The following is a 26,734-nucleotide window of genomic DNA, read 5'->3' on the forward strand; positions in this document are numbered from 1 at the left end:
TTCCGCATCTCCCGGGGCGCCGGTCCGATCCTCCCCCGGGGACCGAGACCGCCCGCAGAGACGACGAGGACCGGGGACGGGACGAGGACCGGGGACGGGACGAAGACCGGGAACGGGACGAAGACCGGGAACGGCAGGTGCCGGGGCCGGAGGAGGTCGGGCCCGGTCCGGAGGTGGAGCGGCGGGCGCCGGGGGCGCCGACGAAGCTGCCCAAGGACGCGTGGCGTGCGGTGCTGAAGGGCAGTCTGCGCGAGTTCAAGGACGACGAGCTGACCGACCGGGCGGCGGCGCTGACGTACTACGGGGTGCTGTCGCTGTTCCCGGCGCTGCTGGTGCTGGTGAGCCTGCTGGGCATCGCCGGGAAGTCGGCCACCAGCGAGGTGCTGGACACTCTCCAACGGCTCACGCCCGGTTCGGCGCGCACCATCATCACCCGGGCGGTGCAGCAGCTGCAGGGCAACGCCGGCACCGGCTCGGTGATGGCGGTGGTGGGCATCGTGCTGGCGGTGTGGTCGGCCTCCGGCTATGTGGCCGCGTTCATCCGCACCGCCAACGCCGTCTACGACGTGCCGGAGGGCCGGCCGGCGTGGAAGGTGCTGCCGGTGCGGATCGGGCTGACGGTCGTGCTGATGGTGCTGGCGGTGGTCAGTTCGCTCATCGTGGTGTTCACCGGCGGCATCGCCCGGCAGGCCGGGCGGGCGCTGGGGATCGGGGACAGCGCGCTGACGGTGTGGTCGATCGCCAAGTGGCCGGTGCTGGTGGTGCTGGTCACGATGATGATCGCGATTTTGTACTGGGCCAGCCCCAACGCCCGGGTGCGGGGCTTTCGGTGGATCACCCCGGGCAGTTTCCTGGCGCTGGTGATCTGGCTGATCGCCTCGGCCGGGTTCGCGTTCTACGTGGCCAACTTCGCGTCGTACAACAAGACCTACGGCACGATGGCCGGCGTCATCGTCTTCCTGGTGTGGCTGTGGATCAGCAACCTGGCGATCCTGCTGGGCCTGGAGTTCGACGCCGAGACCATCCGCCAGCGGGCCGTCGCCGGCGGCTACCCGCCCGGGGCCGAGCCCTACACCCGGCCCCGCGACACCAGGAAGTGGGACGAGGACGACCTGCGCCGGCTGGGCGGGGAGAGCTGACCACCACCACCCGGGAACCCGCCCGGTCGGTGTGCGCCGCCGGATGCCGGATACCTGCGATGCATGAAAGTGCAGGCAGGAGTAAGAGAAGTCGACCGGGTGCTGACACAGCGGGCGGGATCCCGGGTGCCGCCGGACGTCGGCCGGGTGCTGTCGGCGGTGGAGGAGGCCGCGGAGGGCAGCAAGCTGTGGTGCGGAACCGCCGCGGCGCTGGCCGCGTTCGGCGGGTGGCGCGGGCGCCGGGCCGCCGCCGCAGGCCTGGCGGCGCTGGCGGTGGCGCAGCTCCTGGGCAACGGCCTGTGCAAGCAGCTCGCCCGCCGGCCGCGGCCGCCCAAGGAGTGGGTGCCGCACGACGAGGTCGAGGACCGTCCCGACTCCCCCTCCTTCCCGTCCGGGCACACCGCGGCCGCGGTCGCCTTCACCGCCGCCGTCGCCCCGGTGTGGCCCGCGGTCGGCGCCGTCTGCGCGGTTCCGGCCGCCATGGTGGCCGTCGAGCGGGTGCAGTCCGGCGCCCACTACCCGAGCGACGTCGCCGGCGGCGCGGTCGTCGGCCTGGCCGGCGCGTGGCTGGCGAGACGCCTGCCGCGGCTGGTGCTGCGGCGCCGGCTGAAGCCGGGTCCCTGACTCCGCCCGGACGGTGCGCCCCGTCCGAGCGGTGCGTCTCATCCGGGTGGTGCGTCTTGCTCCGAGCGGTGCGTCTCATCCGGGTGGTGCGTCTTGGCCGGGTGGTGCGTCCCGTCCGGGCGATGTCTCCCGTCCGGCGGGCATGAAGTCCGCCGGACGGGAGACACGGGGGGCAGACCACAGGGGTTCGCTCATGCTGGGGGACTGCCATGCAGCCGACCACACCGCGCGACGCGCTCGCCATCGCCGCCGCGGCGGCCACGGGAGCCGTCGTCGCCGCCACGGGCGTGCTGGCCGTCGCACGCCGACGCGCGCGCCGCGACCCGGAACCGCACCTCCGGCCGCGTGCAGCGGGACCGGACCGGGTCGATGAGCTGCACTTCGCCTTCCGTGACCGGACGGTCCCGCCCGCCGGCACGCCGGAGGAGGTCCTGCGGCAGTACTGGAGCCGGCTGCATCCGCTGCGGTTCGCGTCCGCGTCGAACCTGCCGGTGGCGCCCGTCGCGTGATCCCGCCGCGCGGCCGCGACGGCGGTCCTGAACTGTGGCGACCGGGGTACTCGCGCACACCGGGGCGGCCGGACCGCATGCGCGGAGACCCCGTAAGAGACCCACGATCGACGAGAGGTGAGCGCCGTGTCGAGCACGCAACCGCACACCACCGCCTCCGGCCCGGGCACCGGGTCCGGGCAGGAGCCGGTGAGTGAGCTGGTGCGGCGGGCCTCGCAACAGCTGACGGAGCTGGTACGAGGCGAACTCCGCCTGGCGCAGGCGGAGATGAAGGAGAAGGGCAAGCGCTACGGCAAGGGCGGCGGACTGTTCGGCGGGGCCGGCATCGTCGGCTTCCTGATGCTGCAGGCGCTGGTCGCCACCGCGATCGCGGCCCTGGCGGTACCGCTGCCGGTGTGGGCGGCGGCACTGATCGTCACCGCGGTGCTGGGCGTGATCGCCGCGGTGATGGCCCTCGGCGGCAGGAAGCAGGTGAGCCGGGCCGCGCCCCCGGCACCCGAGCGGACCATCGAGAACGTCAAGGCCGACGTGGCCGAGATCAAGGAGAGCGCGCACCGATGAGCGAACCGATCAACGGCCGGGCGATCGCCGCGAGCCCGGAGGAACTGCGCGAGCAGGTCGAGCGCACCCGGGCCGAACTCGGGGAGACCGTCGACGCGCTCGCCGCCAGGGCCGACGTCAAGGCCCGCGCCCGGGAGAAGGCAGCCGAGGTCAGGCGGCAGGCGATGGCCAAGGCGGGAGAGGTGAAGGAGCAGACGGTGGTGAAGACGGGCGAGGTCAGGCAGCAGGCGATGGTGAAGGCCGGAGAAGTGAAGCAGCAGGCGGTGGCCAAGGCCGGAGTGGTGAGGGAACAGGCGGTGGCCAAGGCCGGAGAGTTCCGGGCCAGGGCCGCCGGAACCGCCTCCCGGGTGCAGGAGAAACTGCCCGATCCGGTCCGGGACAAGGCCGCCCGGGCCGCCGGGCAGGCCCGCGCCAAGGCGGCGCAGGCCGGGCGGCTGTGGGAGGAGAAGGCGCCCGAGCCGGTCCGTGAGAAGACCGCCCGGGGAGCGCGGCTGGCCCGGGACAACCGCACCGCGCTGCTGTCCGCGGCGGGCGCGCTCGTCCTGGCGTGGCTGGTGTTCCGGCGCCGGCAGAGCTGAACCGGGGCGGACACCGACAGGACTGATCCGGGCGGATGCCGACAGGGCCGAGGCCGGGTTCCGGCGGATGGCGTTGACCAGCAGGTTGGCCGGCACGCGGGACATCTCGCGGCCGTCGGCCTCGACCGGCACCGGCTCCACGGCGAACCTGGCGCTGGTGGCGGCCAACTCGCGGCTGAGTTAGGCCAGTTCGGCGGTGGGTGCGGTGGCGGGCCGGGTGAAGCGGCCGTCCTCGGCGAGGGCGCGGGTGGCCTCGGCCGGGGCCCGGCCGCCCCGCACCACCGCGCGCCCCAGGAGGAGCGCCACGGCGAGCGAGACGGCGCCACGGCGAGCGAGACGACCGCCGCCATGGAGTACACCGGAGCACACATCGTGACGACCCACAGGACGACCCACAGGTCGTGGTCGGACAGCAGCATCGCCCAGGACACCAGCGGCGTCCCGGCGAGCATCGCGGCCAGTGACACCTGCTCGGGCCTGTCATGGACCGCGCTGCGGAAGGTGCCGGCCGCCGCCGCGCACTGGTGACCCGGCGACGCCGCAGGAGTGAGGGGGCCGGCCCAAGGGTCGGCCCCCTCGTTCGCCCATCCGGCTCACCTCGGCGGTTCGACGGTGAAGGTGCCCGGAGCGGGCCTCTTCTCGGCCATCGCCTCACCAGAGGCGGCCAGTCTGGCCCTCGCACGGATGGTGGACCCGGGCACCGCCTCCGCCAGGAGCCCGCTGGGCACGGCGAGCAGCAGGCGCTGCCCGACGTTCCTCGACAGCAGGTCGGCGTAGCCGGCCACCGGCTCGGCGTCGAGTACGTCCACTTCCGCCTGGTCCCAGCCCGCGAGCCGCGGATGGGGTTCTGCCCTGACCAGCCGCGTGGTCAGATCAGTGCGGTTGTCGACTGCCTGCACCATGGCCGGCGGTCATCGGCGGGACGGGCCTTCGTACCGGGGCATGCCGTGCGCGTCGCCTGCCTTGGCCAGAGGCAGCGAGCCGCCCGCCGCACCTCTGAGCTCGGACCGCAGGCTCTGTTCAAGGAACGCCTCGGCGCCGGCCCAGGGCGCCACGGCCTGCTCCAGAGTGGCGAGCCGGTCCTGGAGATCGTGGATCATCTTGACCAGCCCGGGTACGTCCTCCGCCTCGCGCCTGGCCACGGCAGCGGCAGCGGCAGGCGCGCGCACGGCACCGGCCGCCGAGACCGACACCGTGGCGGTCATCGTGGCGCCGGGCGCCGAGATGTCCGTGAGGGAGACACCGGTCGCAGCCCCGGCGTACGACTGGGAGCTGGGTTTGCTCGAGGGGCTGAACGAGCTGTTGCCGGTGCTCCCGGGGTAGACGTCGCCGTCGTCACCACGGTTCACCGCCCCTTCCAGGTCGCGCTGGTTGTCCGCCTGGACCAGGCCCACCATGTAGTGGTTCTCGTTCGTGTTGTCCGACTGGCCCTCGTCGATGTGCCAGATCAGCAGGCCCGGGCCGGGCAAGGAGCTGTCGTACCCGGTCTGCTGGCGGTTCTCCACCAGGAAGTACTCGTTCCCCGGCAGGCCGTCCGTCCACAGCCGATGCACCTCGAAGCTGCTCTTGACGTCGGGGATGGACAGCATCCCGTCGCTCGTGACGTTGATGGGCTTGGCCCAGCCCTGCTGGATCTTGCACCACGCCGACGGATGCGTCGGGATGTCACCGTCGCCGCCCCATGAACCGCCGCCCATCAGGCACCAGTCGCCGACCCCTTCCGACGATCCGTCGACGTCGTACAGGTCGGGGAAGCCGAACAGCAGGTGCCCCAGCTCGTGGGCACAGACACCGATCTTGGCGTCCTCGGGAACCGTGAGGTAACCGTAGATCCGGGCGCCGTCGGCGTTGTACGCGTTCGGCAGGACCCACTTGTGCGACCAGATGTCTTCCGGGTTGCCGGTGGCTTCGCCCCCCGGGCCGGAGTGCAGAACGATGAAGGCGTCGACAAAGCCGTTGCCGTCGTTGTCGTACGGCGCGTAGTTGATGAGCGGGTCGGCGCTGACGGCGGCGTCCCGGGCCATGATCTGCGCGCGCGGCTTCCCCGTCGGGCGGCCGATGCCGAAGTTGCCGTTGGCGTACCAGGAGAGCTTCTGCGGCAGCCGGACCGGGCCGATGACCTCGCCGACGATGTCCACCAGACCGTGCGTCACTTCGCGGTAGTAATCCCGGACGCTGCCGTGCGGGAGCTCGCCGAGGGAGAAGAACAGCTTCTCGAAGTGTTCCTTGTCCGCGGTCATCGGCTTGTCCGGGAAGTCCGCCAGGACGACGGCGACCCGGACCGTGCCGGTCAGCGGGGCGCGGGCGGCGGCCGCAGTACGGATGGCCTCGTGCGGGGTGCCCGGCGGGTACTCGGAGGCCGGGATGATGGTGCCGTCGTCGAGACCGGGCAAGCGGGGGGTGCCACCAGGCTGGAAGGCCTGCGTCAGGTCCGATGCGGTGCGGAGCCGCTCCAGTTCCTGCAGCATTCTGCCGCGCAGCTCCGGACTGGGGGCGACGGCGCAGAATTCCGACCACACGGCGACTGCGGAGCCCTGCACCGTAGAAGAGTCAACCATGTCAAATCCTTCCCGCAAGCTTCCCGCAAGGGGTGTTTGGTTGCTTTCTACGCCAGTGACCCACACATGTATGACGCCTGCAACACGATCACCTGTGCCGGTTTCCCGTCGTGTGGGATTGGTGTACACCCCCGGCGGCCTCGAACGTCCGAGTGATGACAGACTTTTCCCGCAATGGGACTCCTGAGCTTGATCGACTGTCTTCGCCGATCGTCGGCCCTCAAGGGTTACGTTGTCTCGTTCAACATTTTGCCTTCTGGTGTCTCCGTCAAACGCAACGAAGTTGCAGTAGGCAAGAGGGTTGATTCATGATTCCACTAAATCCCGGGGTTTACTTGATCTATCGGAAGCGTTTTGATGGAGAGTGATAGAGAGTGAGAGTCGAAGGAGGGAGGAGGCTCAGATGTCAGTCGAGAGTTCAACGGAGACCACCAGAGCGGCGAAGACGCTCGAAGACCACGAAGCCGCCAAGAATGCTCGCGCTGCGGCTCAGATGCCAGGGCTGAGCTCAACGGAGACGACCAGAGTGGCGAAGATGCTCGAAGACTACGAAGCCGCCACGCATACCCGTGCTGCGGTGGGCCTCAGCGTCGAAAGCCCGGAGTCCTTCGCGGACGGCCGCCCAAGTCTCGCGAACCGTTTCGCAGATGCCGTGCAGACGCCTGCGACCTACCCGGTGGAGACAGCCGCCGCCCAGCAGCTTGGTCCTTGGGACACAGGCTACTTCGGTTTCCCTTCCGGTGTCGCGGTGGGCGGATACTCGAATCTCGTGCTGTACTCCAACGGAGCCTACAACTGCAGTGGGCATTTCCATGTGTCCGGAGCCATCAGCTACGACACATCTTTCGTGTGGGCCGTGCGGGATTCGAATGTCCCGGCCGTCGTGTACACCTTCGCCCACACCGGCCGAGTTCACGGTACATTCGAACCCGGATCCCGGGACGACGACTGGGGCAAGTCGGAAATCCTGCCGGCTCTGGCCGAGGGGTGGCCCGCCTTGTGGACCCATTGGAACTACCACTGGGAAGCTCGAGTCAATGCAGACTTTTCTGTATTCCTCGATGACATAGTCAAGCTCGTGGCGGCCGGAACGGCCATCGCCAAAGTGGTGTCCGTGTTCATCTGAATCCACAAGGGGCGTAATCGGCCGGGTTGCGGGCTGCGATCCGGCCGATTACGAGGAACTCCAGGAAAGACAGTCGACTCGCGGCCTCGTTGCCAGGTCTCCAGCCTTTGTCGTTCAGACGGGCGAGTACGTCGTTTACCTGCTCGTTGAAGACGGCCACTGAGGGGGCGAGGAATAGGCGCCGGCCTCGGCCTGAAAGGCGGTCACGTGACTTTGGGGCAGCACCAGGGGTGCGTATGTGCGATCGGTGTTGTCCACGGCGGCCTCGGCGACGTGCTCGCCGGTGATGTCGGCGACGTCGGCCAGGCCGTTGCGGAGCACGATCCGGGCCACCGACCAGTGCATCGCCTGCATCGCCGCCGGGCGTGGGCCTACGGCACGGCCGCCCTGGCCGTCGCGACGGGCGCCTGCCTGCGCCGGGCCCGGTTCGCCGCCCGCGGTCACCTCGTCGTCGGCAGGGGCAGCGCGTCCGTGTACGCGTTCACCGGGCGCGGCGCCTTCACCACGCTGTGCGCGTCGACCGCGACCGGCGCGGAGGACGTGCCCAGCCGCCCGCCGGGATGCCAGGTGCCGGTGACGGTCACCCAGGTGTCGGCGGGCGGGGCCGCGGCACCGTACACGCGCACCCGGACGGACCGGGCGTCGGCCGCGCAGCAGGAGATGACGATGCGGGTCAGGTACCAGCCGGCCCCGCCGCCCCGCCGGACGGGCGTGACGAAGCCGGTCATCCGCACGGTGCGGCCCCTGATGGCCTGCCCGCGGTCCTGCTGCACGCGGCGGGTGAAGTCGGTGAGGGTGAGGGGCAGCGGCGAGGTCGAAGGCAGCGGATCGAAGTGCTCCTGCCGCGAGACGGTCTCGGGCGCGGCGCGGGAGGCGGTGTAGGAGCCGAGGGCCGGCGGGGCGTACAGCAGCAGGCTCAGCACGGGCAGCAACAGCAGCCACGCCACCCGGGGCACCCCCGCATGATCATGTCCGTGCCCGTGGTCATGTCCGTGCTCGTGCCCGTGGTCATGTCCGTGCTCGTGCCCGTGCTCGTCCCCGTGGTCCTGGCCGTCGCGCCCCTCCGGCGTCCGCCGGCGAAACGACGACCACGCCTCCGCCGCGCCCAGCAGGAGCAGCAGCGCGCCGGAGGCGACGAGCAGCGGCCGCATCCCCTCCTTGACGTACCGCAGGCACAGGTCCGTCCACAGGGAGGCGTGCAGCAGCCCGAGGCCGGCCAGGAGGAGCAGGATCGCCTGCGCCGGTCGTCTCACAGCAGCACCCCTCCGATCAGCACGCTGCACACCACCGCCACGACCGCCGTCGCCGCGCTGAACCGTACCGCGAAGGCCCGGCCGAAGGTGCCCGCCTGCAGCGCGATCAGCTTCACGTCGACCATGGGTCCCACGACCAGGAACGCCAGCCGCGCCACGGGCGAGAAACCGGACAGCGAGGCCGCGACGAACGCGTCGGCCTCCGAGCACACCGCGAGCACGACGGCCAGCGCGGCGAGGAAGAGCACCGACAGCCACGGCGAGCCGGAGAACGTCTCCAGCACGCTCTGCGGCACGGCCACGTTGAAGGTGGCCGCCGCCATGGCGCCCACCACCAGGAAGCCCCCGGCGTGCAGGAAGTCGTGCTGGAAGCCGTCCCGGAACTCCCGCAGGCGGCTGTGCCCGGGCCGGTGCCCGGTGTGCCGTACGGCCGGCCGCAGCCACTGCGGGCGCCCGAGCCACAGCCACAGCCAGCCCATGACGGCCGCGGTGGCGAGCGAGGCCAGCAGCCGGGCGGCCACCATCGCCGGGCTGCCGGGGAAGGCGACGGCCGTGGCGGTGAGCACGACCGGGTTGACGGCGGGCGCCGACAGCAGGAACGCGAACGCGGCGGCCGGGGTGACGCCCCGGGCGATCAGGCTGTTCGCGACCGGCACCGACGCGCACTCGCATCCCGGCAGCACCACCCCGGCGACCCCCGCGACCGGCACCGCGAGCACCGCCCGCCTCGGCAGCAGCCGCTGGAACACCCGGGTCGGCACGAACGCGTTGATCGCTCCGGACAGGGCCGTGCCCAGCAGCAGGAACGGCATCGCCTGCACGGTGACGGCCAGGCACACCGTCCGCCACGCCCGCACGGCCGGTTCCTCCAGCCATCCCCGGCCCACGAACAGCGCCAGGTCGAGCAGGACCACCGCCGCCAGCGCCACCAGCAGCCACGACCGCGCCCGCTCCCGCCCCGGCGCGTCATCGGCGGGCGCGGCGGCCACCGCTTCCGCCCCCGCCTCCTCGACCCGCTCGTGTGTCTCCTGCATACCCGCTCCGCGCCCCCCGCGTCCCAGCCGTCGGTTGTCGCACCGACCCTAGCGGGCACCGGCGAAAGCCCGGCACCGGCCCCGGCGGCCATCGCGGCGATCACCAGCCCGGCACCGGCCCCGGCGGCCATCGCGGCGATCACCACGGACGTCCCCGTGGCACCCGCCCCGGGCCCGTCACAGCCGCCCCGCAACGGCCGCCCCGCAACGGCCACCCCGCCGTGGCCGGGTCGCCGCGGCCGGGTCACCGTGGCCGGGTCGCCGCGGCCGGGTCACCGTCCGGGTCGCCGTGGCCGGGGCGCCTACCGGCGGCTCGGTGTCCTTCGGCGGGGACCGGTGCCGCTCACCGCCCGCCCGTGCCCGCGCCGGAGGGCGAGGTGGCGGACCAGCGCCGCGCCGGTCAGCACGGCCGTCAGCGCGCACACCCCCGGCCAGCCGGAGCCGGCGTACGCGCGCGTGCCCAGCCACGAGCCCGCGCTGCCGCCGAGATACGCGCACGTCATGTACGCGGTGGTCAGCCGGCTGCGGACCTCGGCGCGCAGGGCGTAGAACCGCACCTGGTTGGCGACCATGCCCGACTGCATCCCGACGTCCAGCAGCAGCGTGCCCGCGACCAGGGCCGCCAGGCCGGCCGCGCCGCCCCGGGCGCCGCAGGCCAGCGCCGCCGACGAGGCCAGGACGATCAGGAAGCACACGAGGTTGACCGGATCCGGGCCGCGCCGGTCCACCAGCCGTCCCGCGACGGGGGTGCACAGCATCGTCACCGCGTTCACGAGGGCGAGCAGGCCGGCCGCGCGGGCACTCAGGCCGTACACCGGGCCGGTCAGCAGCAGCGCGACGGTGGTCCACACCGCGGAGAAGCCGGCGAAGACCAGGGCCTGGTAGAGGCAGGAGCGGCGCAGTTCCGGCTCGGTGCGCAGCAGCCGCAACGGCTCGGCGAGCAGCACCGGCCAGGGCGCGGACGAGGGCGGCGCGGTCGCCGGCAGGGCGCGGGCCAGGCAGCCGGCGACCGTCAGGGAGAGGACCGCCGCCAGGACGTACGGCGCCCGCCAGCCGAGCGCGTCGCCGAGGGCCCCGCCGGCGGTGCGCGACAGCAGCATGCCCGCCAGGGACCCGCTGAGCAGCAGGCCGCCGGCGGCGCCGCGGCGTTCGGCGGGCACCAGCGAGGCGGCCAGCGGGCCGGCCAGAGGAGCCGCCACGGTCGTCACCCCGACCAGGGCGCTCGCCCCGGCCAGCGGTACCAGGCCCGGCGCGGCACTCGCCGCCAGCAGTCCCGCCCCGGTCGCCGTGAGCAGCGTCACCATCAGCCGGCGGTACGGGATCCGGTCGCCGAGCGGGACCAGCAGGAAGATCCCGGCCGCGTAGCCGAACTGCGTCGCGGTGACGACCGTCGCGGCCGCACCGGGGGAGACGCCGAGGCCCGATGCCACCAGCGGGCCGACCGCCTGCGGGAAGTAGACGTTGCCGACGGCGACGCCGCAGGCGAGCGCCAGCAGCAGGACCACGCGGGAGGAACCCGCGGACGGGAACGCGACGTGATGCGAGGGAAGAGGGCGGGTCATGCGCCGAGAGTGGCCGCGCGCACCGGCGCGGCCAAAGGATTTAGCCCCGTGCTACAAGGATTCAGGCCCGTGCCGCACCGAGGTCCGGCATCCCTGCTGCACTGAGGTCCGGCATCCCTGCTGCGCGGAGGTCCGGCACCCGTGCCGCATCGAGGCGGCGGGCGCGGGAAGCGGGGGAGAGGGGGAGGAATCGGATGATCAGTTTCGTGCTGGGGGTGGAGGACCTCGCGGACACCTGGTTCGCCGTCTCCCCGCTGCACGAGGCCGTCGTGGCCCTGCGCGTCCTGCGCGCCCCCGGCCTGTTCCCGCTGCACGCGCGGTGGCGCGCCGACGTACTGCGGCGGCTGGATCCGGCCGACGCCCGGCTGCTCGCCGCCCTCGTCGGCGACGCCCTCACCCTGCCCGACTTCCTCACCCCGCGACCGGTGAGCGCCGCGCCGACACTGGAGGAGGAGCTGGCCGCCGTACGCGCCACACCCCCGGAGATCGTGCGCCGCGACCTGGCGGCGGCGCACGCGCCCGCCCCGCTGCCGCCGGCCCTGCGCGCGGTGACCGCGCCCGGTGACGCGCCGGTCGCCGAGCTGTTGGAGGAGCTGGTGGCGCTGCTGCGCCGCTACTGGGAGACGGCCCTGGCGCCGCTGTGGCCGCGGATGCGGCTGGTGCTGGAGGCCGACGTCACCTACCGCGCCCGGCAGTTGGCCACCGGCGGCCCGCACCGCCTGTTCACCGAGCTGCACCCCCACCTGCGCTGGCGCGACGACGGCGTCCTGGACATCGCGCGGATGATCGGGCGCCACCGCGTCCAGGCCGCCGGCCGGGGCCTGCGCCTGGTGCCGTCCCTGTTCGCGCACCAGCCCGCGCCCCCGGTCAGCGCCGAGGAACCGCCGTCGCTGGCCTATCCCGGCAGGGGCGCCGCCACCCTGTGGGAACCGGCGCCCCCGACCGGCGCGCCCGCGCTCGCCGCCCTGCTCGGCGCGCCCCGCACCACCCTGCTGCGGATGCTCGCCGACCCGCTGCCCACCGTGGAACTCGCCCGGCGGCTCGGCGTGACCCCGAGCGCGGTCTCCCAGCACCTGAGGGTGCTGCACGCCGCGGGCCTGGTCACCCGGGCCCGCGACGGCCGGCACGTGCTGTACCGGCGCAGCCCGCTCGGCGACCGGCTGGCGGCCGGGGACGACGGGCCCTGACTCCCACCTGACCTCCATCTGACCTCCATCTGACCTCCAGGACACTCCGGCACTTGGCGCCACGGACATCGCGACCTCGGCGCCGACGCCGGCGACGGCGACGGGAACGGAGGCGGCGGCGGAAACGGAGGCGGGAACGGAGGCGGACGTGCGGGCGGGCCGGCCGGCGGCCCGTGCGGGCCGGGAGGACAGGGAACGGAGGGCGGAGGACGGGGAAGGGCCGCAGCCGTCGGTGCGGCTGCGGCCCTCCTCACGTATTGCGGCCCGGGCGCGGGCGGCCCGGATCAGGCGGCGGCGGTCTCCGTGCCGCCGCCGGCCAGGCGGGCGACGACCTCGGTCAGCTGCGCGGCGACCTCGGCGTCGTCGGCCGGGTGGGTCTCGGCGAAGCGGGTCATGGAGCCGGGGATGGCCAGCTTGACGTCCTCCAGCACCTTGCCGCCGGCGATGCCCACGGCCTTGCGGGTCTCGTCCTGCGCCCACACGCCGCCGTACTGGCCGAAGGCGGTGCCCACCACGGCGACCGGCTTGCCGCTGAGGGCGCCGGAGCCGTACGGGCGGGACAGCCAGTCGATGGCGTTCTTCAGCACGGCCGGGATGGTGCCGTTGTACTCGGGGGTGAACAGGATCAGCGCGTCCGCGCCGGCCGTGGCCTCGCGCAGCCGGGCGGCGGCGGCCGGGACGCTGCCCTCCACGTCGATGTCCTCGTTGTAGAAGGGGATGTCGGCCAGGCCGTCGAAGATCTCGACCTCGGTGCCCTCGGGGGCGAGCTTCACGGCCGCCTCGGCGAGCTGGCGGTTGTGCGAACCGGAGCGAAGGCTTCCGACGAGCGCGAGGATGCGGACAGACATGGGGGTTCTCCCGGGGGTGGTCGAAGACTGGTGAAACACTGCGGTAACGATCCGGACCGAGGTCCGCTTAATGTTGTAGCAGCTTAACCGGACCGTGGTCCAGTTTCTTCCCGATGCTTTACGCTGGCTTCATGTCCGCTGGTCCGCCGTCCTTGCCGACACCCCAAGAGCCCATGGCAGAGCCCGAGTTGCTGCAACTCGGCGCGGGCGGGGACGAGCCGTGCCTGCGCGCCGACGCGGCCCGCAACCGCGCCCGGCTGCTGGAGGCCGCCGCCCGCCTCGTCGCCGAGCACGGCGCGCAGGGCGTCACCATGGAGGCCGTCGCCGCGGCCGCCTGCGTGGGCAAGGGCACCGTCTTCCGTCGCTTCGGCGACCGCACCGGCCTGCTGCGGGCCCTGCTGGACCACTCCGAGAAGAAGTTCCAGGCCGCCTTCCTCAGCGGCCCCCCGCCCCTGGGCCCCGGCGCGCCCCCCGTCGCCCGGCTGCGCGCCTTCGGCCTCGCCGCGCTGCGCCGCACCGCCGAGGAACTCGAACTCCAGCTCGCCGCCGAGCCCGCCCCGGTGCGCCGCTTCTCCGTGCCGGCCCGCCGCCTGCACCGCGGCCACCTCGCGATGCTCCTGCGGCAGGCCGTCCCCGACGCCGACCACGAGCTCCTCGCCCAGACCCTCATGGGCTACCTGGAACCCGCCGTGGTCCACCACTGGACCGTGCAGTGCGGGATGCCGCTGGAACGCCTGGAGGCGGGCTGGCTGGACCTGGTGGCCCGGGTCACGCGCCCGCGGGACCCGGCGGGCGAACCGGGGGATCCGGCGGGCGAACCGGGAGATGATCCGGCGGGCGAACCGGGAGATGATCCGGTGGGCGAACCGCGGCACTCGGCGGGCGAACCGGGGGACGGCGCGGGGCGGTGACCCCGCCACGCGGGCGCGCTCTTCCGCTCCGGCTGCGTGACCAGCGGTGACTCCCGGTCACCGACCTCGCCCCGAAACCCGCGGCGGGCCTCTGCCAAGATGCCGTACGTCATGGTGCAGATACCGAAACCCCCCGCGCCCTCCCGCACCGCGCAGCGACCCGTGCCCACCAGCGCCGACGTGGCGCGCCTGGCCGGCGTCTCGCGCGCGACCGTCTCCTACGTCCTGAACAACACCGCCGCCGTCCGCATCAGCGAACCCACCCGGCGCCGTGTCCACGAGGCCGCCAAGGAACTCGGGTACGTCCCGCACGCGGCCGCCCGCAGCCTGCGCGCCGGACACCGCCGCATGGTGCTGATGCCGGCGCCCGCCGTTCCCGCCGGCCCGCTCTACAGCGCGTTCATCTACGAACTGCAGTGGGCCCTGCACCGCCTCGACTACACGGTGGTGCAGTACGGCGGCGTCGGCCTGGCCGGCGACGAGGCCGCCCGCGCCTGGGCGGAGCTGCGCCCGGTCGCCGTCCTGGTCCCGGGCACCGGGCTCGGCCCCGAGGGCGTGGCGCTGCTGCGCCGCTCCGGCGCCCGCGCGGTGGTCACCCTCGGCCCCGACGCCGTCGAAGGCGCCCACGCCCTGCTCATGGACCACGAAAGCGTCGGCCACTGCGCCGGCGCCCACCTGTACGCCCGCGGCCGCCGCCGCATCGGCGTGGTCGTCCCGGAGGAGGGCGGCCTGGACGTCTTCTCCCGGCCGCGCCTGGCCGGTGTGCGGCGCGCCCTGCACGGCACCGCCGCCACGGTCACCGAACTGCCCCTCGCCTACACCGAGGAGTCCGCCGCCCGCCTGGCCGCCCGCTGGGGCGACCTCGGCCTGGACGCGGCGTTCGCGTACAACGACGAGTACGCGATGCTCCTCATGCGCGCCCTGCAGGACGAGGGCGTCGCCGTCCCCGCCGACACGGCCGTCATCGGCGCCGACGACCTCCTGCTCGGCCGGCTGCTGCGGCCCCGCCTGAGCACCGTCCGCATCGAACTGCCCTCCGGGCGGGACCTGGCCGAACTGGTCGACCGCGCGGTGCGCGACCCGGGCGGCGAACCCGAGCGGCACAAGGTGCTCGGGGCGTCGGTGGTGCAGCGCGATTCCACATGACCCGGCCCGGCATAACACGGCCCGGCCCAGCCACGTGACACGACCCGGTCCGCCCGGCCCGCCCGCGCGCCGGGCGGACCGGGCACCTCACGCGCCGCGCCTCACTGGCCCTGCGGACCCCCCTGCGAACCCTGCTGCGCCTGCTGTGCTTGCTGCGCCTCCTGCGCGGCGACCTCCCGGCGGACCTCGTCCATGTCCAGACGGCGCGCCTGCCCGATCAGGTCCGTCAGGGCCGCCTCGGGCAGCGCGCCCGGCTGCGCGTACACCGCGACCCGGTCGCGGACGATCATCAGCGTGGGGATCGACTGGATGTTGAAGGCGGCGGCCAGCTCCGGCTCGGCCTCGGTGTCGACCTTGGCGAACACCAGGTCCGGGTTCTCCTCGGCCGCCTTCTCGTACACCGGCGCGAACTGACGGCACGGCCCGCACCAGGACGCCCAGAAGTCGATCAGCACGAAGTCGTTCTCCGTGACCGTCTGGTCGAAGTTCTCCTTGGTGAGCTCCACGGTGCTGCTCATGACGTGATCCCTGCTTCCTGGTGTCGGGGCGAGTCCCCCGGCTCAACGCGGCCGGGCGCCGATCTGTTCCGCTCCGCTGCGCCCCTGGTTTCCTCTGGTTTCCCCGTGTCCCGCGCGCGTACCCGTGTGGCCCCCGTGCACACCACCCCCCAGACTGAACCCATGACGGACCCGGGGACGGACAGGGACATGGACACGGACAGGGACGCGCGGGAGTACGACGTCGTGGTGCTCGGCGCCGGCCCGGTGGGGGAGAACGTCGCCGACCGCACTCGTGCGGCGGGGCTGACGACGGCGGTCGTGGAGAGCGAACTGGTCGGCGGCGAGTGCTCGTACTGGGCGTGCATGCCCAGCAAGGCGCTGCTGCGCCCGGCGATCGCCCGCGCCGACGCCCGCCGGGTGCCGGGACTGCGCGCCGCGGTGCGGGGCCCGCTGGACGCGGCGGCGGTGCTCGCCCACCGCGACGAATACACCGCGCACTGGCAGGACGACGGCCAGGTCGGCTGGCTGGACGGCATCGGCGCCGACCTCCACCGCGGGCACGGCCGCCTCGCCGGGCCGCGCACGGTGACGGTGACCGGCCCGGACGGCCGGCGGACGCTCACCGCGCGGCACGCGGTCGCCGTGTGCACCGGCAGCCGGGCCCTGCTGCCCGACCTGCCGGGCCTGGCCGACGTACGGCCGTGGACCAGCCGGAAGGCCACCAGCGCCCACGCCGTGCCGGGCCGGCTGATCGTCGTCGGCGGCGGTGTCGTCGCCACCGAGATGGCCACCGCCTGGCAGGCCCTCGGCTCCCGCGTCACCGTCCTGGTGCGCGGCAAGAGCCTGCTGGGCCGCATGGAGCCCTTCGCCGGCGAACTGGTCGCCGAGGCGCTCACCGAGGCCGGGGCCGAGATCCGCACAGGGACGTCGGTGGCGTCGGTGACCCGCGAGAACGGCACCGTCGTCGCCGTGACCGACGCCGGCGACCGCCTGGAGGCCGACGAGATCCTCTTCGCCACCGGGCGCGCCCCGCGCACCGACGACATCGGCCTGGAGACCGTGGGCCTCGAACCGGGCTCCTGGCTGGAGGCGGACGACACGCTGCGCGTGCCGGGCACCGACTGGCTGTACGCGGTGGGCGACGTCAACCACCGCGCCCTGCTCACGCACCAGGGCAAGTACCAGGCCCGGATCGCGGGCACCGCGATCGCCGCCCGCGCCGCCGGGCAGCCGCTGCTCGCCGACGCGTGGGGCGCGCACGCCGCCACCGCCGACCACGCCGCCGTCCCGCAGGTCGTCTTCACCGACCCCGAGGCGGCCGCCGTCGGCCTGACCCTGGCCGGGGCCGAACGGGCCGGCCACCGGGTCCGCGCGGTCGACGTCGACCTGTCCGCGGTGGCCGGGGCGGGCCTGTACGCCGACGGCTACCGCGGCCGCGCCCGCATGGTCGTCGACCTGGACACCGGGACCCTGCGCGGCGTCACCCTCGTCGGCCCCGGCGTCGGCGAACTCCTGCACTCGGCCACCGTCGCCGTCGCCGGCCAGATCCCCGTCGCCCGCCTCTGGCACGCGGTCCCGTCCTACCCGACGATCAGCGAGGTGTGGCTGCGGCTGCTGGAGGCCCACCGGGACGCCTGACCCGGCCCCGCGAAGCGGCCCTCGGGGAGCGGGCTAGGGTCTGTCGTTTGGATCACGCCGCAGACGCGGGGCCTGGCACGCGCATCTGCGGCGTTGTCGTCGGTTGCCGACGCTCCGCGTCGACGCCCTCCTCCGCCTTGCAGCTGCACGCACCAGGCCCCGCTCACCGGCACCGATCAGGCACCGTCGGCATCCTGCGCCCTGATCCAAACGACAGCCCCTAGGTGTCCCGTCCGGGCAGGTCGAAGCCGAGCTGCGCCGCGGCCTCCCGCGGCGTCGGCTGGGTCCAGCGCTCGGCCATCGCCCGGTTGGAGGACAGCGAGCGCAGCTCGGCGCGGTCGAGGTAGAGGATCCCGTCGAGGTGGTCGGTCTCGTGCTGGACGATACGGGCGGGCCAGCCGGTGACCACCTCGTCGACCGGCCGCCCGTGCTCGTCCTGCGCCCGCAGCCGCACCGCCGCGTGCCGGGCGACCACCGCCTGCCAGCCCGGCACGCTCAGGCAGCCCTCGAAGAACGCCGCCCGGCCGGTGCCGACGGGTTCGTAGGAGGGGTTGACCAGCACCCGGAACGGCAGCGGCACGCGTCCGCGGGCGATGCGGACCTCCTCCGGCACGGGCGCCGGGTCCTCCATGACCGCGATCCGCAGCGCCACCCCGACCTGCGGGGCCGCGAGACCCACGCCGGGCGCCGCGTGCATGGTGCGGCGCAGCGCCTCGACGAACCGCGCCAGCAGCGCGGGCCCCAGTTGGCCGTCGAACGGCTCGGTGCCGCGCCGCAGGACGGGGTCACCGGCCGCGACGATGGGCAACGGGCCGTCGGTGGCGAGGAGTTCCTCCACCCGCTCGGCCAGGGACGCGTGATCACGTTCGGCTGCCATCGCGCCAGCATGCCACCCGCCCGGCCCCCGCGGCGAGGCCGCCCACCGAGCGGGGCGGCGGACCTGCCGCCCGGTGGGCACGCGGTCCGGGGCGGCGCGCGGTCCGGTGGGCGTGCGGTCCGGGGCGGCGCGCCCGCTACCCGCGGGCGGCGGCCAGTTCCGCCTCGGCCCGCTCGGTGACGAGGGCCAACACGCGCCCGGCGACGGCCAGTTCGTCCCTCGGGATGCCGGCGTAGATCCGTGCGGAGACGGCGGCGGTCTCGGCGGAGACCCTGCCGTGGACCTCGCGCCCGGCGTCCGTGACGCGTACCCGCTCCGGTCCGTCCGCCGCCACGAGGCCCGCGCGGAGCAGGTTCCCGACCAGGCGGTGCACGTCCGCCGCGTCGATCTTGAGGGCGCCGGTGACGGCGTCGGTGAGCCGGTCGCGGCCGAGCGGGCCGTCCGCGACGGCCACCGGCCTGAGCGTGACGAACTCCTGGAAGCCGAGGCCGTGGCGGGACAGGACGGTCTCCAGGACCGCGCGGGAGGCGTAGTGGGCGAGGCCGATGACACGGCCGTTAAGGAGGGGTGCGAGGGAATCGGTGCCGGTCATGACTGCTCCGTCTCGGTGGTGTGGACCGTCTCGGTGGTGTGGAAGAGCGGTGCGTCGAGCAGGGCCGCCAGGTCGCGGGTGAACTCCCGGGTCCGGTCGGCCCGGGGACCGCCCAGGGGGCCGGCAGCCGCTGTCCGGTGGGGCGACCGGACGGTTTGCGGCCGGGGACGCGGGCGGGGCAGGGTACGCGTGTGGCTACCTTGCTGATCGTGCATCACACGCCGTCGCCGAACTGCCAGGCGCTGTTCGAGGCCGTCGTCTCCGGCGCGACGGCACCGGAGATCGAGGGCGTACGGGTGGTGCGGCGCGCGGCGCTCGCCGCCACCGCCTCGGACGTGCTGGAGGCCGACGCCTACCTGCTGGGCACGCCGGCCAACCTGGGCTACATCTCCGGCGCCCTGAAGCACTTCTTCGACCAGATCTACTACCCGTGCCTGGACGCCACGCGGGGCCGGCCCTTCGGCGCCTACGTGCACGGCGGCAGCGACGTCACCGGCGCGCTGCGCGCTCTCGACTCGATCACCACCGGTCTGGGCTGGCGCCGCGCGGCGGAGCCGGTGACGGTCACCGGCGAACCGGACCGGGCCGGCATCGAGGCGTGCTGGGAGCTGGGGGCGACGCTCGCCGCCGGGCTCATGGAGTGAGGCGACCGGTTGGCTCGGGGGCGTGGAGCGGTGGTGATGGGCCGGTCCGGGGCCGCGGGGCGGCGGCGATGGGTCGGTCCGGGGCCGTGGAGCGGCGGCGACCGGCCGGGCCCGGCGGGTGGAAAACCCGGTGATCCCGGCGCCGTCGTCTTCGACAATGGGCGGCACGGCACGCCCGTACCTCGCCCGCATCCCCGGAAAGGCGGCCCCATGACCGTTGCGAACGTCCTGCTGTCCGGCATCGTCGGCTCGACCGCGTACGGGCTGGCCCACGAGGGCTCCGACGTCGACCGGCTCGGCGTGTTCGCGGCACCGACCGTGCGGCTGCACGGTTTGCACGCGCCCCGGGAGTCCCATGTGACGCGGGCCCCCGACCGCACCCTGCACGAGGCCGCCAAGTGGTGCCGGCTCGCCCTCGGCGGCAACCCGACCGCCATGGAACTGGTCTGGCTGCCGGACGAGCTGTACGAGGTGCGCACCCCGCTCGGGGACGAACTCATCGGCATCCGTACCGCGTTCCTGTCCGCGAAGCGCGTCCGGGACGCCTACCTCGGTTACGCCACCCAGCAGTTCCGGCGCCTGCAGAACCGCGCCGACGCCTCGCCCGGGACCCGCCGGCGGACCGCCAAGCACGCCCGGCACCTGAAACGGCTGTGCCACCAGGGCCTGGAGCTGTACGCCACCGGCCGGCTGACGCTGCGCGTCGAGAACCCGCAGGAGTACCGCGACTTCGGCGACCGCGTCGCCGCCGACTCGCAGGCCGCGCTGCCGCTGCTGCGGGCCTTCGAGGCCGCGTTCGACGACACGCCGACCGTACTGCCGGACCGGCCCGACGAGGCACCCGTCGAGGCGTGGCTGCGACGGGTGCGCGCCCACTTCTGCACCTGCACCGCGGAGCAGGCCGCCTGAGCGGACGACGGGGCGGTGCGGGCCAAAGGGGCGGCAGCGCACGCGTGGTCTCCGTCGGCGGACGGGCGCCATTGGCCTGGTCCTCCCGTCCGGGGGAGGGCGCCCGTCGTCGTTCCGGCCCGCGAGATACGCCGCCGCCCGCGGGTCGCGTTCACCGGGCCTGGGCGCTTTTGCGCCCAGTCGGCCCGGGACGTCGGAGGACGAGCTCACAGGACGAGCTCAGAGAGGGAGCGTGAACCAGGTCGTCTTCCCTTCGTCCGTCGGCCGCACCCCCCAGCTCTCCGCGAGCGCGCGGACCAGGAACAGCCCGCGCCCGGACTCCTCGTCCCCGGCGGCCTGGCGCGGTTCGGGCAGGTGGGTGCTGCGGTCGCCGACCTCGACGGTGAGACCGGCGACGGTGCGGCACAGGCGCAGGGTGAGCGGCCCCTCGGCGTGCCGCACGGCGTTGGTGAGGATCTCCGACAGCAGCAGGAGCGCGTCGTCGGCGACTGCGGTGCAGCCCCACGCGGCCAGCACGCGGCCGAGGAAGGCCCGCCCCTCGCGCACGGAGGCCGGCACGGCCGGCAGTGTGGTCGTCAGCGCGGCCAGGGGCGCGGTCGGCAGCCGGGCCAGCAGGAGGGTGACGTCGTCGCGGTGGCTGTCCGGGGCGGGCAGCAGCCGCCCCAGCACGTGGTCGGCCGCCGCCTCCAGGTCCGTGCCGCCGGTGAAGAACCCGTCGAGCACGCCGGTGAGTTCGGTGATCCGGGTCTCGATGTCGGTGCTGGGTGTCTCGACCAGGCCGTCGGTGTACAGCACGAGCGCGGCGCCGGGCGGCACCTTCGTGCACGCCTGCTCGTAGAGCACGCCGCCGACACCGAGGGGCGCGTTCACCGGGACCGGCAGGACGTGCGTGCCCTCGTCGGGCCCGGTGAGCAGGGTGGGCAGGTGACCCGCCGAGCAGACGGTGACGGTGCCGACGTCCGGCGCGATCACCAGGTAGCAGCAGGTCACCAGCTGGTCGGGAACGGCCAGGTCGGCGACGACCGAGTCCAGGGCCTGCATCAGCCGACGCGGCTGCATCCCGGTCTTGGCCAACGCGTGTGCGGCCGAGCGGAGTTGGCCCATGACGGCGGCGGCCTCCAGGCCGCGGCCCATCACGTCGCCGATGAGGACCCCGATCCGCCCCGCGCCCAGCGGGATCAGATCGAACCAGTCGCCGCCCACGCCCGCGCCCTGCGTGGCGGGCCGGTAGCGGCTGGCCGTGACCAGGCCGGGGAGGGCGGGCGGGGTGCCCATGAGGCTGTGCTGCAGGGTCAGCGCGATGTGCCGCTGCTGCTCGTACAGCTCGGTGAGTTCGGCCTCCGCCCGTTTGCGGTCGGTGATGTCCCGGGCGATGGCGCACGCGCCCACCACCCGGCCGCGGGTGTCCCGGGTCGGCCACAGGGAGACGTCGACGTCGAGCAGCCTGCCGTCCTTGGTGATCCGCACCGCCTCGGAGTGCACGCTTTCGCCGTGCCGCAGTCGCTTCACCAGCGTGTCGACCTCGCCGCGCAGTCCGGCGGGGGCGAGCAGGGACACGTGCCGGCCGATGACCTCCTCGGCGGAGTAGCCGTACATCCGCTCGGCGGCGGCGTTCCAGTAGGTGAGGTACCCGTCCAGGGTCTCGGCGAGGATCGCGTCCTGCGAGGACTCCACCAGCGAGGCCAGCTCGCTGATGTGCGCCTCGGCCGCCCTGCGCTCGCTGACGTCCCGGACCGCCGCGGACACCAGCGGCCCGTCGGCCGTCTCCAGCGGGCTCAGGCTGATCTCCGCCGGGAACTCGGTGCCGTCCTTGCGCAGCCCGTGCAGCTCCAGGTCGGCGCCCATGGGACGCACCTGGCGGTGGGCGGCGTAGCCGTCGCGGTGCCGGACGTGGTGGGCGCGGAAGCGGTGCGGCACGAGCAGCTCGACCGGACGGCCGAGCAGTTCCTCGCGCCCGTAACCGAACAGCGCCTCCGTCTGCGCGTTGACCAGCCGGATGGTGCCGGTGCCGTCGACGATGACCATGGCGTCCGGTGCGGTCTCCAGCAGCCCGCTGCACCACTCCTCGGCGGCCGGGGGCTTCCCTTCGCGTGAGCCGCGCCCGGAGCACCGGCCCTTCTCGAGTACCGCTGCGGCCCTGCCGCCGGCCGGTTCCCCGGTTCCCGTGCCCATGCCCAATCCCACTTTCGACGCGCCTGCCCGGCGCTTTCCGGCCATCCCGGCGCATCCGGGACATATCCGTCCCGTCATGCCGCTTTCTGTCCGAACGCGTCCGGATTCACCCGGTACCGGTTCACCGGCGGCGACGTCGGTTCCTTTGCGGGCAGTGCACGGGTACCCGGCCCGGTCGTGGTGACGCGCCCCACATTTCCGGTTCGTGTGCGATCGCGCCACGGGGGAATCTGTCATTCCGGTCGGCCGCTCATCCAGGGGACACGATGGCGTTCTTCTTCATATCCAGGCGGCACCCGCTGCGCCTGCTCTCCACCACGGACCTCGTGGCGGAATACGAGCGACTCGTGCTGGAGAACGAGCAGCTCCGGCAGGCGGTGACCTCCCACGCCGTCATCGACCAGGCCATGGGCGCGGTCGTCGTCCTGGGGCGCGTCGCGCCCGAGGAGGCCTGGCGGGTGCTGCGGGACGTCTCCCAGCGCACCAACACCAAGCTGCGGACCGTCGCCGAGCACGTTCTGGTCTTCGCACGGGGCGGGACCATGCCCGAACCGCTGAAGGCCGAGCTGGTGCGGGCCATGGAGCGTTACCGGATGTGCTCGAGTGCCCCGACGGGGCCGGCGGGGGAGCCGGTGGGGGAGTCGACCACGGAGGAGCGGGTTTCCGGGAGGTCGGCCACGGAGCCGCCCGGGTGCTGAGCCGCCGCTTCTCGGTCGTCGCTCCGTGTGAGCCCCTCCGTGCGAGCCTCTCCACCTGAGTCCCTCCACCTGAGTCCCTCCACGTGAGCCCCTCCGCGTGGGCCTCTGCCCTCTTTTCTCTTCTCTCTGTCTCTGTTCCTGTTGTCGTCCCTGCCTGCATCCGTGGATTGGACTGTTTGTACAGGCGCTGGACGGGTAGTCCAGAGATGTGGAGGGCGGCGCCGGAAGGGCGCCATGCCGGGCGTACGGACGACGGGGGTGCGGTATGGCGGGGCCCGAGCGGAACCTGGACGCGGAGCGCGACGCGATCCTCGCCGCGCTGACCCCGGTCGTCGACGGCATCGTTGCCACGTTCGGGCCGGTCTGCGAGGCCGTCCTGCACGACTACCGCCGGCCGGAGGCGTCGGTCGTCGCCCTCGCCGGGTCGGTGACCGGACGCCGGACCGGCGGGGCGATGAGCGAGATCGGCATGCGGATGCTGGCCCGCGGAGACGAGGCGGCCGACGACCTGAACTACCTCACCCGCACCCGGGACGGCACCCTGGTCAAGTCGTCCACGATGCTGCTGCGGGACTCCGGCGGCGCGGTCTTCGGCGCCCTCTGCCTCAACCTGGACGTCACCGCCGTCACCCAGGCCCACGCCCTGCTCGGCGCGCTCGCCTCGGCCGCGGCGCCCGGCAGCGGGACGGCGGAACCGCCGGTCACCACCTTCGGCAACGACATCGACGCGGTGATCGACGCCATCGTCGACACCGACCAGTTGCGCCGGCACAAGCACTGGGCGCAGCTCGACCGCGCCGAGCGTCTGGAGCTGTTCCGCGGCCTGGACGCCCGCGGGGTGTTCGCGGTGCGCCGCTCGGTCGAACAGGTCGCGGCCCGCCTGGGCATCTCCCGCGCGTCGGCCTACCACTACCTGTCGCAGGCGCGCGCCACGGCGGCGGACGGCGGCGAGGGTGCCGCCGCCCCGCCCGAACCGGCCACCGGCCCCACCGCTTCCCCTTCCACCGCTCCCGCCCCTTCCACCACTCCCGACGGAGGACACCCGTGACCACCACCCCGCTGCCGGTCACCCTGGACGACGTCCGCGACGCCGCGGACCGCATCAAGGGTGTCGCCCACCGCACCCCCGTGCTGCACTCCCGCACCCTCGACGCCCTGGTCGGCGCCGAGGTCCACCTGAAGTGCGAGAACTACCAGCGCGTCGGCGCCTTCAAGTTCCGCGGCGCCTACAACGCCGCCTCCCGGCTGGGCCCCGAGCAGCTCGCCCGCGGCATCGCCGCCTACTCCTCCGGCAACCACGCCCAGGCCGTCGCGCTGGCCGCCCGGGAACTGGGCACGCGAGCGGTCATCGTCATGCCCGAGGACACGCCGCGCTCCAAGCGGGAGGCCACCGCCGGCTACGGCGCCGAGATCGTCACCTACGACCGCTACACCGGCGACCGCGCCGCCATCGCCCAGGCCCTCGCCGAGGAGCGCGGCCTGACGCTGATCCCGCCCTACGAACACCCGCATGTCATCGCCGGGCAGGGCACCGCGGCGCTGGAACTCCTCGAGGAGGTCGGGGAGTTGGACGCCCTGGTGGTGCCGGTGGGCGGCGGCGGGCTGATCGCTGGCAGCGCCACGGCCGCGAAGGGCCTCCTGCCCGGCATCCGCGTGATCGGCGTGGAGCCGGAAGCCGGTGACGACACCAAGCGCTCCCTGGAGGCGGGCCACCGGGTCACCGTGCCGGTGCCGCGCACCATCGCCGACGGCCAGGCCATCGACACGCCCGGCGAGCTCACGTTCTCCGTCAACCGGCGGCTCGTCGACGACATCGCGCTGGTCGGGGACGACGAGATACGGGATGCGATGCGGTTCGCCTTCGAGCGCCTGAAGACCGTGATCGAGCCCAGCGGCGCCTCCCCGCTGGCCGCACTGCTCGCGGGCCGCGCGGGCCGCCTCACCGGCCGCATCGGCGTGATCGTCTCGGGCGGCAACATAGACGCCGAACGCTTCGCCCGACTCTGTGCGACGGGAACCTGACCGGCGCGGCGGAGGACCGGGACGGCACACGGGAGGACCCGGCCTGATCGGCACGAGCGCCCAGTTCTTCGCGTCGCCGGGACGGCACACGGGAAGACCCGGGAGCGGGCGACCGGAGAGCCGGCGGCAGCGGACCGCCCGGCGGCCCGGAGCGGGCGGCCGGGCGGCGGCCTCCCGCGCCCGATGAGCGCCCCGCGGCGGGCGTGTCACCCGAATGGCGGTACCGCACGGGCGGGTCGAGGATGGAAAGCGTGGGGCCAGGCCCCCGCCGATGCGCCCTGCGGCGTCGGGAGACGGCGCCGGGAGACGGAGACCCGGCCTCGGCCGCGACACCTCCCCACGGCGCGGCCGGAAAGGGATGAACCGTCATGCTGGAAGTGAAGACCCTCGACAAGCCCGACGAGCGGCGGGACTTCCCCCGCGGCCACCTCGAGGCCGTCCACCTCACCGGCCTCGACTTCGCGGTGGGCACCTTCGAGCCCGGTTGGCGCTGGTCCGAGTGCGTCGGCCCGATCGCGGGCACGGAGAGCTGCCAGATCCACCACAACGGCTACGTGGCCCAGGGACGGATGCACCTGAAGATGGACGACGGCGGCGAGGCCGAGATCGGCCCCGGCGACGTCTTCGTCTGCCCGCCCGGCCACGACGCGTGGGTGGTCGGCGACGAGCAGGCCGTGATCTACGACTTCGCGGGCCAGATGGCCCAGGAGTACGCCAAGGCGCCGTCCGACTAGGGTCCGTCCTCGAACAGATCTTGCCCGAGGCAGGAACGACGTGAGGGTGACCGCCGTTTCCCCCGAAGCGGCGGTCTCTCCGTACCTGGTGGCGATGCCGCGGAAGTCCCTGAGCCGGCCGAAGCGGCGTTCCGGCAGGCCCCGCCGGGGGATCCCCATCCGGATCCTGTGGTCCATCCCGTCGGTGATCCGCCGGGTCCTGAAACGGGGCCGCCCGCCGCGGCCCGCGACATCGGCGGAGCGATCGATCTCCGCTCCTGACCGGCGAGTTGATGGCGACGTATCACCCCACCACGCCCCCACACCCCCACACCTCCCCTGGTGATCGTGCGGAGGCGGACCCTAGTACCGAACGGCGATGCCGACCTTGGCCCGTACGTCGCCGGACAACTTGCGGTTGCTGCGTGCGGTGGCGTTGGCGGATTTGCCGGCGGCCACGTTCTTGACCGTCGTGACGACCATGTCGAGCAGGTTGCCGCTCTTGTCCTGGTAGCTGATCTGTACGGCGAAGGACTTCGTGGAGTCGGCGGTGTTGCGCGCGGTCACGGTGACCACGGCGTGCCCGTCGCTGTCGGTGGTGACCTTGCCGAGCTTCACGTCGTCCTTGGCGTCCACACCGTTCTTGACCTCGCTGAGCCGCCGTCCGACCTCGGCACTGGCGGAGGCCAGAGCCTCGGAGGCCTGCGAGGCGAGGGAGGAGGCCGCCGACGGCATCTGGGAGGGGGCGGCGGACGCCGCGCTGCTGGCAGTGCCCGAGGGGTTGTTGTCGTCCGAGCAACCGACGGCCACCGCGGCCACGGCCGCCGTCAGCAGCGCAGCTGCCAGACCGTGTGTCCAGCGTCCTGACATACCGCCTCCTTCTGGAAAGGACCGTTGTCCTCCTCCAGTGAAAGGCTTCTGACCTGCGGCTGC

The 26,734-nt window shown here is 73.6% G+C and carries 29 protein-coding genes and 1 pseudogene; 17 read left to right on the plus strand and 13 right to left on the minus strand.

Annotation, left to right across the window (positions count from 1 at the left end; genetic code table 11):
* Positions 1-137: 137 nt before the first annotated feature.
* The 5 genes from IE225_RS10865 to IE225_RS10885 all read left to right on the plus strand — a co-directional run bounded on the left by IE225_RS10865 (position 138) and on the right by IE225_RS10885 (position 3,411).
* Positions 138-1,139: a YihY/virulence factor BrkB family protein gene (locus IE225_RS10865; RefSeq protein ID WP_229879419.1), complete on the plus strand. Its 1,002-nt coding sequence runs from the start codon at positions 138-140 to the stop codon at positions 1,137-1,139.
* Between the two features lie 63 nt (positions 1,140-1,202).
* Complete coding sequence (locus tag IE225_RS10870) at positions 1,203-1,763, plus strand: phosphatase PAP2 family protein (RefSeq protein WP_190057213.1); 561 nt, start codon at positions 1,203-1,205, stop codon at positions 1,761-1,763.
* Positions 1,764-1,972: 209 nt separating this feature from the next.
* Positions 1,973-2,272 (plus strand): hypothetical protein, encoded by a 300-nt coding sequence (locus tag IE225_RS10875; RefSeq protein WP_190057214.1) that lies wholly within the window; start codon positions 1,973-1,975, stop codon positions 2,270-2,272.
* 189 nt (positions 2,273-2,461) lie between these two features.
* A complete protein-coding gene (locus IE225_RS10880; RefSeq protein ID WP_190057359.1) occupies positions 2,462-2,833 on the plus strand; it encodes a phage holin family protein in 372 nt (123 codons plus the stop codon).
* Positions 2,830-3,411: a DUF3618 domain-containing protein gene (locus IE225_RS10885; RefSeq protein WP_190057215.1), complete on the plus strand. Its 582-nt coding sequence runs from the start codon at positions 2,830-2,832 to the stop codon at positions 3,409-3,411. The genes IE225_RS10880 and IE225_RS10885 overlap by 4 nt, the downstream gene beginning before the upstream one ends.
* A 180-nt stretch (positions 3,412-3,591) precedes the next feature.
* On the opposite strand, the gene IE225_RS33980 is transcribed toward IE225_RS10885, so the two are convergent.
* A complete protein-coding gene (locus IE225_RS33980) occupies positions 3,592-3,717 on the minus strand; it encodes a hypothetical protein (RefSeq protein WP_373303163.1) in 126 nt (41 codons plus the stop codon).
* A gap of 66 nt (positions 3,718-3,783) precedes the next feature.
* Between IE225_RS33980 and IE225_RS33985 the strand changes: the two genes are divergently transcribed.
* Positions 3,784-3,939, plus strand: coding sequence for a hypothetical protein (locus tag IE225_RS33985; protein WP_190057216.1), 156 nt, complete (start codon positions 3,784-3,786; stop codon positions 3,937-3,939).
* Between the two features lie 65 nt (positions 3,940-4,004).
* Here IE225_RS33985 and IE225_RS10895 read toward each other — a convergent pair whose 3' ends face one another.
* Entirely contained in the window at positions 4,005-4,313 is a 309-nt protein-coding gene (locus IE225_RS10895) for a hypothetical protein (RefSeq protein ID WP_190057217.1), read from the minus strand.
* A gap of 9 nt (positions 4,314-4,322) precedes the next feature.
* Positions 4,323-5,969, minus strand: coding sequence for a M6 family metalloprotease domain-containing protein (locus tag IE225_RS10900; RefSeq protein WP_229879420.1), 1,647 nt, complete (start codon positions 5,967-5,969; stop codon positions 4,323-4,325).
* Between the two features lie 403 nt (positions 5,970-6,372).
* On the opposite strand from IE225_RS10900, the gene IE225_RS10905 reads away from it, so the two are divergent.
* Entirely contained in the window at positions 6,373-7,095 is a 723-nt protein-coding gene (locus IE225_RS10905) for a hypothetical protein (RefSeq protein WP_190057218.1), read from the plus strand.
* A 135-nt stretch (positions 7,096-7,230) separates the two neighbouring features.
* Here IE225_RS10905 and IE225_RS10910 read toward each other — a convergent pair whose 3' ends face one another.
* From IE225_RS10910 to IE225_RS10925, 4 genes are all read right to left on the minus strand, one after another.
* Positions 7,231-7,449 (minus strand): hypothetical protein, encoded by a 219-nt coding sequence (locus IE225_RS10910; RefSeq protein ID WP_190057219.1) that lies wholly within the window; start codon positions 7,447-7,449, stop codon positions 7,231-7,233.
* Between the two features lie 86 nt (positions 7,450-7,535).
* Entirely contained in the window at positions 7,536-8,348 is an 813-nt protein-coding gene (locus IE225_RS10915) for a TIGR03943 family putative permease subunit (RefSeq protein WP_190057220.1), read from the minus strand.
* A complete protein-coding gene (locus tag IE225_RS10920; RefSeq protein ID WP_190057221.1) occupies positions 8,345-9,382 on the minus strand; it encodes a permease in 1,038 nt (345 codons plus the stop codon). Before IE225_RS10920 ends, IE225_RS10915 begins: the two co-directional genes overlap by 4 nt.
* A gap of 302 nt (positions 9,383-9,684) precedes the next feature.
* On the minus strand, positions 9,685-10,944 hold the full coding sequence (locus tag IE225_RS10925) for an MFS transporter (protein ID WP_190057222.1): 1,260 nt from the start codon (positions 10,942-10,944) through the stop codon (positions 9,685-9,687).
* A gap of 194 nt (positions 10,945-11,138) precedes the next feature.
* Here IE225_RS10925 and IE225_RS10930 point away from each other — a divergent pair, with 194 nt between their 5' ends.
* The gene (locus tag IE225_RS10930) at positions 11,139-12,131 is read left to right on the plus strand and encodes an ArsR/SmtB family transcription factor (RefSeq protein ID WP_190057223.1); all 993 of its coding nucleotides are present in this window, start codon (positions 11,139-11,141) and stop codon (positions 12,129-12,131) included.
* 284 nt (positions 12,132-12,415) lie between these two features.
* Here IE225_RS10930 and IE225_RS10935 read toward each other — a convergent pair whose 3' ends face one another.
* A complete protein-coding gene (locus IE225_RS10935; RefSeq protein ID WP_190057224.1) occupies positions 12,416-12,979 on the minus strand; it encodes an NAD(P)H-dependent oxidoreductase in 564 nt (187 codons plus the stop codon).
* A gap of 131 nt (positions 12,980-13,110) precedes the next feature.
* Here IE225_RS10935 and IE225_RS10940 point away from each other — a divergent pair.
* Together IE225_RS10940 and IE225_RS10945 are read left to right on the plus strand one after the other, a co-directional pair.
* A pseudogene (locus IE225_RS10940) lies at positions 13,111-13,770 on the plus strand (TetR/AcrR family transcriptional regulator); the annotation flags it as partial.
* Positions 13,771-13,989: 219 nt separating this feature from the next.
* Positions 13,990-15,036: a LacI family DNA-binding transcriptional regulator gene (locus IE225_RS10945; protein ID WP_190057226.1), complete on the plus strand. Its 1,047-nt coding sequence runs from the start codon at positions 13,990-13,992 to the stop codon at positions 15,034-15,036.
* 101 nt (positions 15,037-15,137) lie between these two features.
* On the opposite strand, the gene trxA is transcribed toward IE225_RS10945, so the two are convergent.
* Positions 15,138-15,554: a thioredoxin gene (gene trxA / locus IE225_RS10950; protein WP_190057227.1), complete on the minus strand. Its 417-nt coding sequence runs from the start codon at positions 15,552-15,554 to the stop codon at positions 15,138-15,140.
* 189 nt (positions 15,555-15,743) lie between these two features.
* Between trxA and IE225_RS10955 the strand changes: the two genes are divergently transcribed.
* Complete coding sequence (locus tag IE225_RS10955; protein ID WP_229879423.1) at positions 15,744-17,174, plus strand: dihydrolipoyl dehydrogenase family protein; 1,431 nt, start codon at positions 15,744-15,746, stop codon at positions 17,172-17,174.
* 220 nt (positions 17,175-17,394) lie between these two features.
* Here the strand turns inward: IE225_RS10955 and IE225_RS10960 are convergent, their stop codons facing one another.
* Positions 17,395-18,051 (minus strand): peptide deformylase, encoded by a 657-nt coding sequence (locus tag IE225_RS10960; RefSeq protein ID WP_190057229.1) that lies wholly within the window; start codon positions 18,049-18,051, stop codon positions 17,395-17,397.
* A 136-nt stretch (positions 18,052-18,187) separates the two neighbouring features.
* Complete coding sequence (locus IE225_RS10965) at positions 18,188-18,643, minus strand: MarR family winged helix-turn-helix transcriptional regulator (protein ID WP_190057230.1); 456 nt, start codon at positions 18,641-18,643, stop codon at positions 18,188-18,190.
* 191 nt (positions 18,644-18,834) lie between these two features.
* Here IE225_RS10965 and IE225_RS10970 point away from each other — a divergent pair, with 191 nt between their 5' ends.
* Both IE225_RS10970 and IE225_RS10975 read left to right on the plus strand, forming a co-directional pair.
* Positions 18,835-19,287 (plus strand): flavodoxin family protein, encoded by a 453-nt coding sequence (locus IE225_RS10970; protein WP_190057231.1) that lies wholly within the window; start codon positions 18,835-18,837, stop codon positions 19,285-19,287.
* 210 nt (positions 19,288-19,497) lie between these two features.
* A complete protein-coding gene (locus tag IE225_RS10975) occupies positions 19,498-20,196 on the plus strand; it encodes a nucleotidyltransferase domain-containing protein (RefSeq protein ID WP_190057232.1) in 699 nt (232 codons plus the stop codon).
* A gap of 219 nt (positions 20,197-20,415) precedes the next feature.
* On the opposite strand, the gene IE225_RS10980 is transcribed toward IE225_RS10975, so the two are convergent.
* On the minus strand, positions 20,416-22,368 hold the full coding sequence (locus IE225_RS10980; RefSeq protein WP_190057233.1) for a PAS domain S-box protein: 1,953 nt from the start codon (positions 22,366-22,368) through the stop codon (positions 20,416-20,418).
* A 266-nt stretch (positions 22,369-22,634) separates the two neighbouring features.
* Here IE225_RS10980 and IE225_RS10985 point away from each other — a divergent pair, with 266 nt between their 5' ends.
* From IE225_RS10985 to IE225_RS11000, 4 genes are all read left to right on the plus strand, one after another.
* Positions 22,635-23,066 (plus strand): ANTAR domain-containing protein, encoded by a 432-nt coding sequence (locus IE225_RS10985; RefSeq protein WP_190057234.1) that lies wholly within the window; start codon positions 22,635-22,637, stop codon positions 23,064-23,066.
* 265 nt (positions 23,067-23,331) lie between these two features.
* Positions 23,332-24,114 (plus strand): helix-turn-helix transcriptional regulator, encoded by a 783-nt coding sequence (locus IE225_RS10990; RefSeq protein WP_190057235.1) that lies wholly within the window; start codon positions 23,332-23,334, stop codon positions 24,112-24,114.
* Positions 24,111-25,088, plus strand: a complete 978-nt coding sequence (locus IE225_RS10995; protein ID WP_190057236.1) for a threo-3-hydroxy-L-aspartate ammonia-lyase — start codon at positions 24,111-24,113, stop codon at positions 25,086-25,088. Before IE225_RS10990 ends, IE225_RS10995 begins: the two co-directional genes overlap by 4 nt.
* A 368-nt stretch (positions 25,089-25,456) precedes the next feature.
* Positions 25,457-25,822 carry a cupin domain-containing protein gene (locus IE225_RS11000; RefSeq protein ID WP_190057237.1) on the plus strand — a complete coding sequence of 122 codons (366 nt, stop codon included), beginning with the start codon at positions 25,457-25,459 and terminating at the stop codon, positions 25,820-25,822.
* A gap of 342 nt (positions 25,823-26,164) precedes the next feature.
* Here IE225_RS11000 and IE225_RS11005 read toward each other — a convergent pair whose 3' ends face one another.
* Entirely contained in the window at positions 26,165-26,671 is a 507-nt protein-coding gene (locus tag IE225_RS11005; RefSeq protein WP_190057238.1) for a hypothetical protein, read from the minus strand.
* Positions 26,672-26,734 lie beyond the last annotated feature (63 nt).

The organism is Streptomyces echinoruber, assembly GCF_014651135.1.
In the GTDB taxonomy this organism is placed as follows: domain Bacteria; phylum Actinomycetota; class Actinomycetes; order Streptomycetales; family Streptomycetaceae; genus Streptomyces; species Streptomyces echinoruber.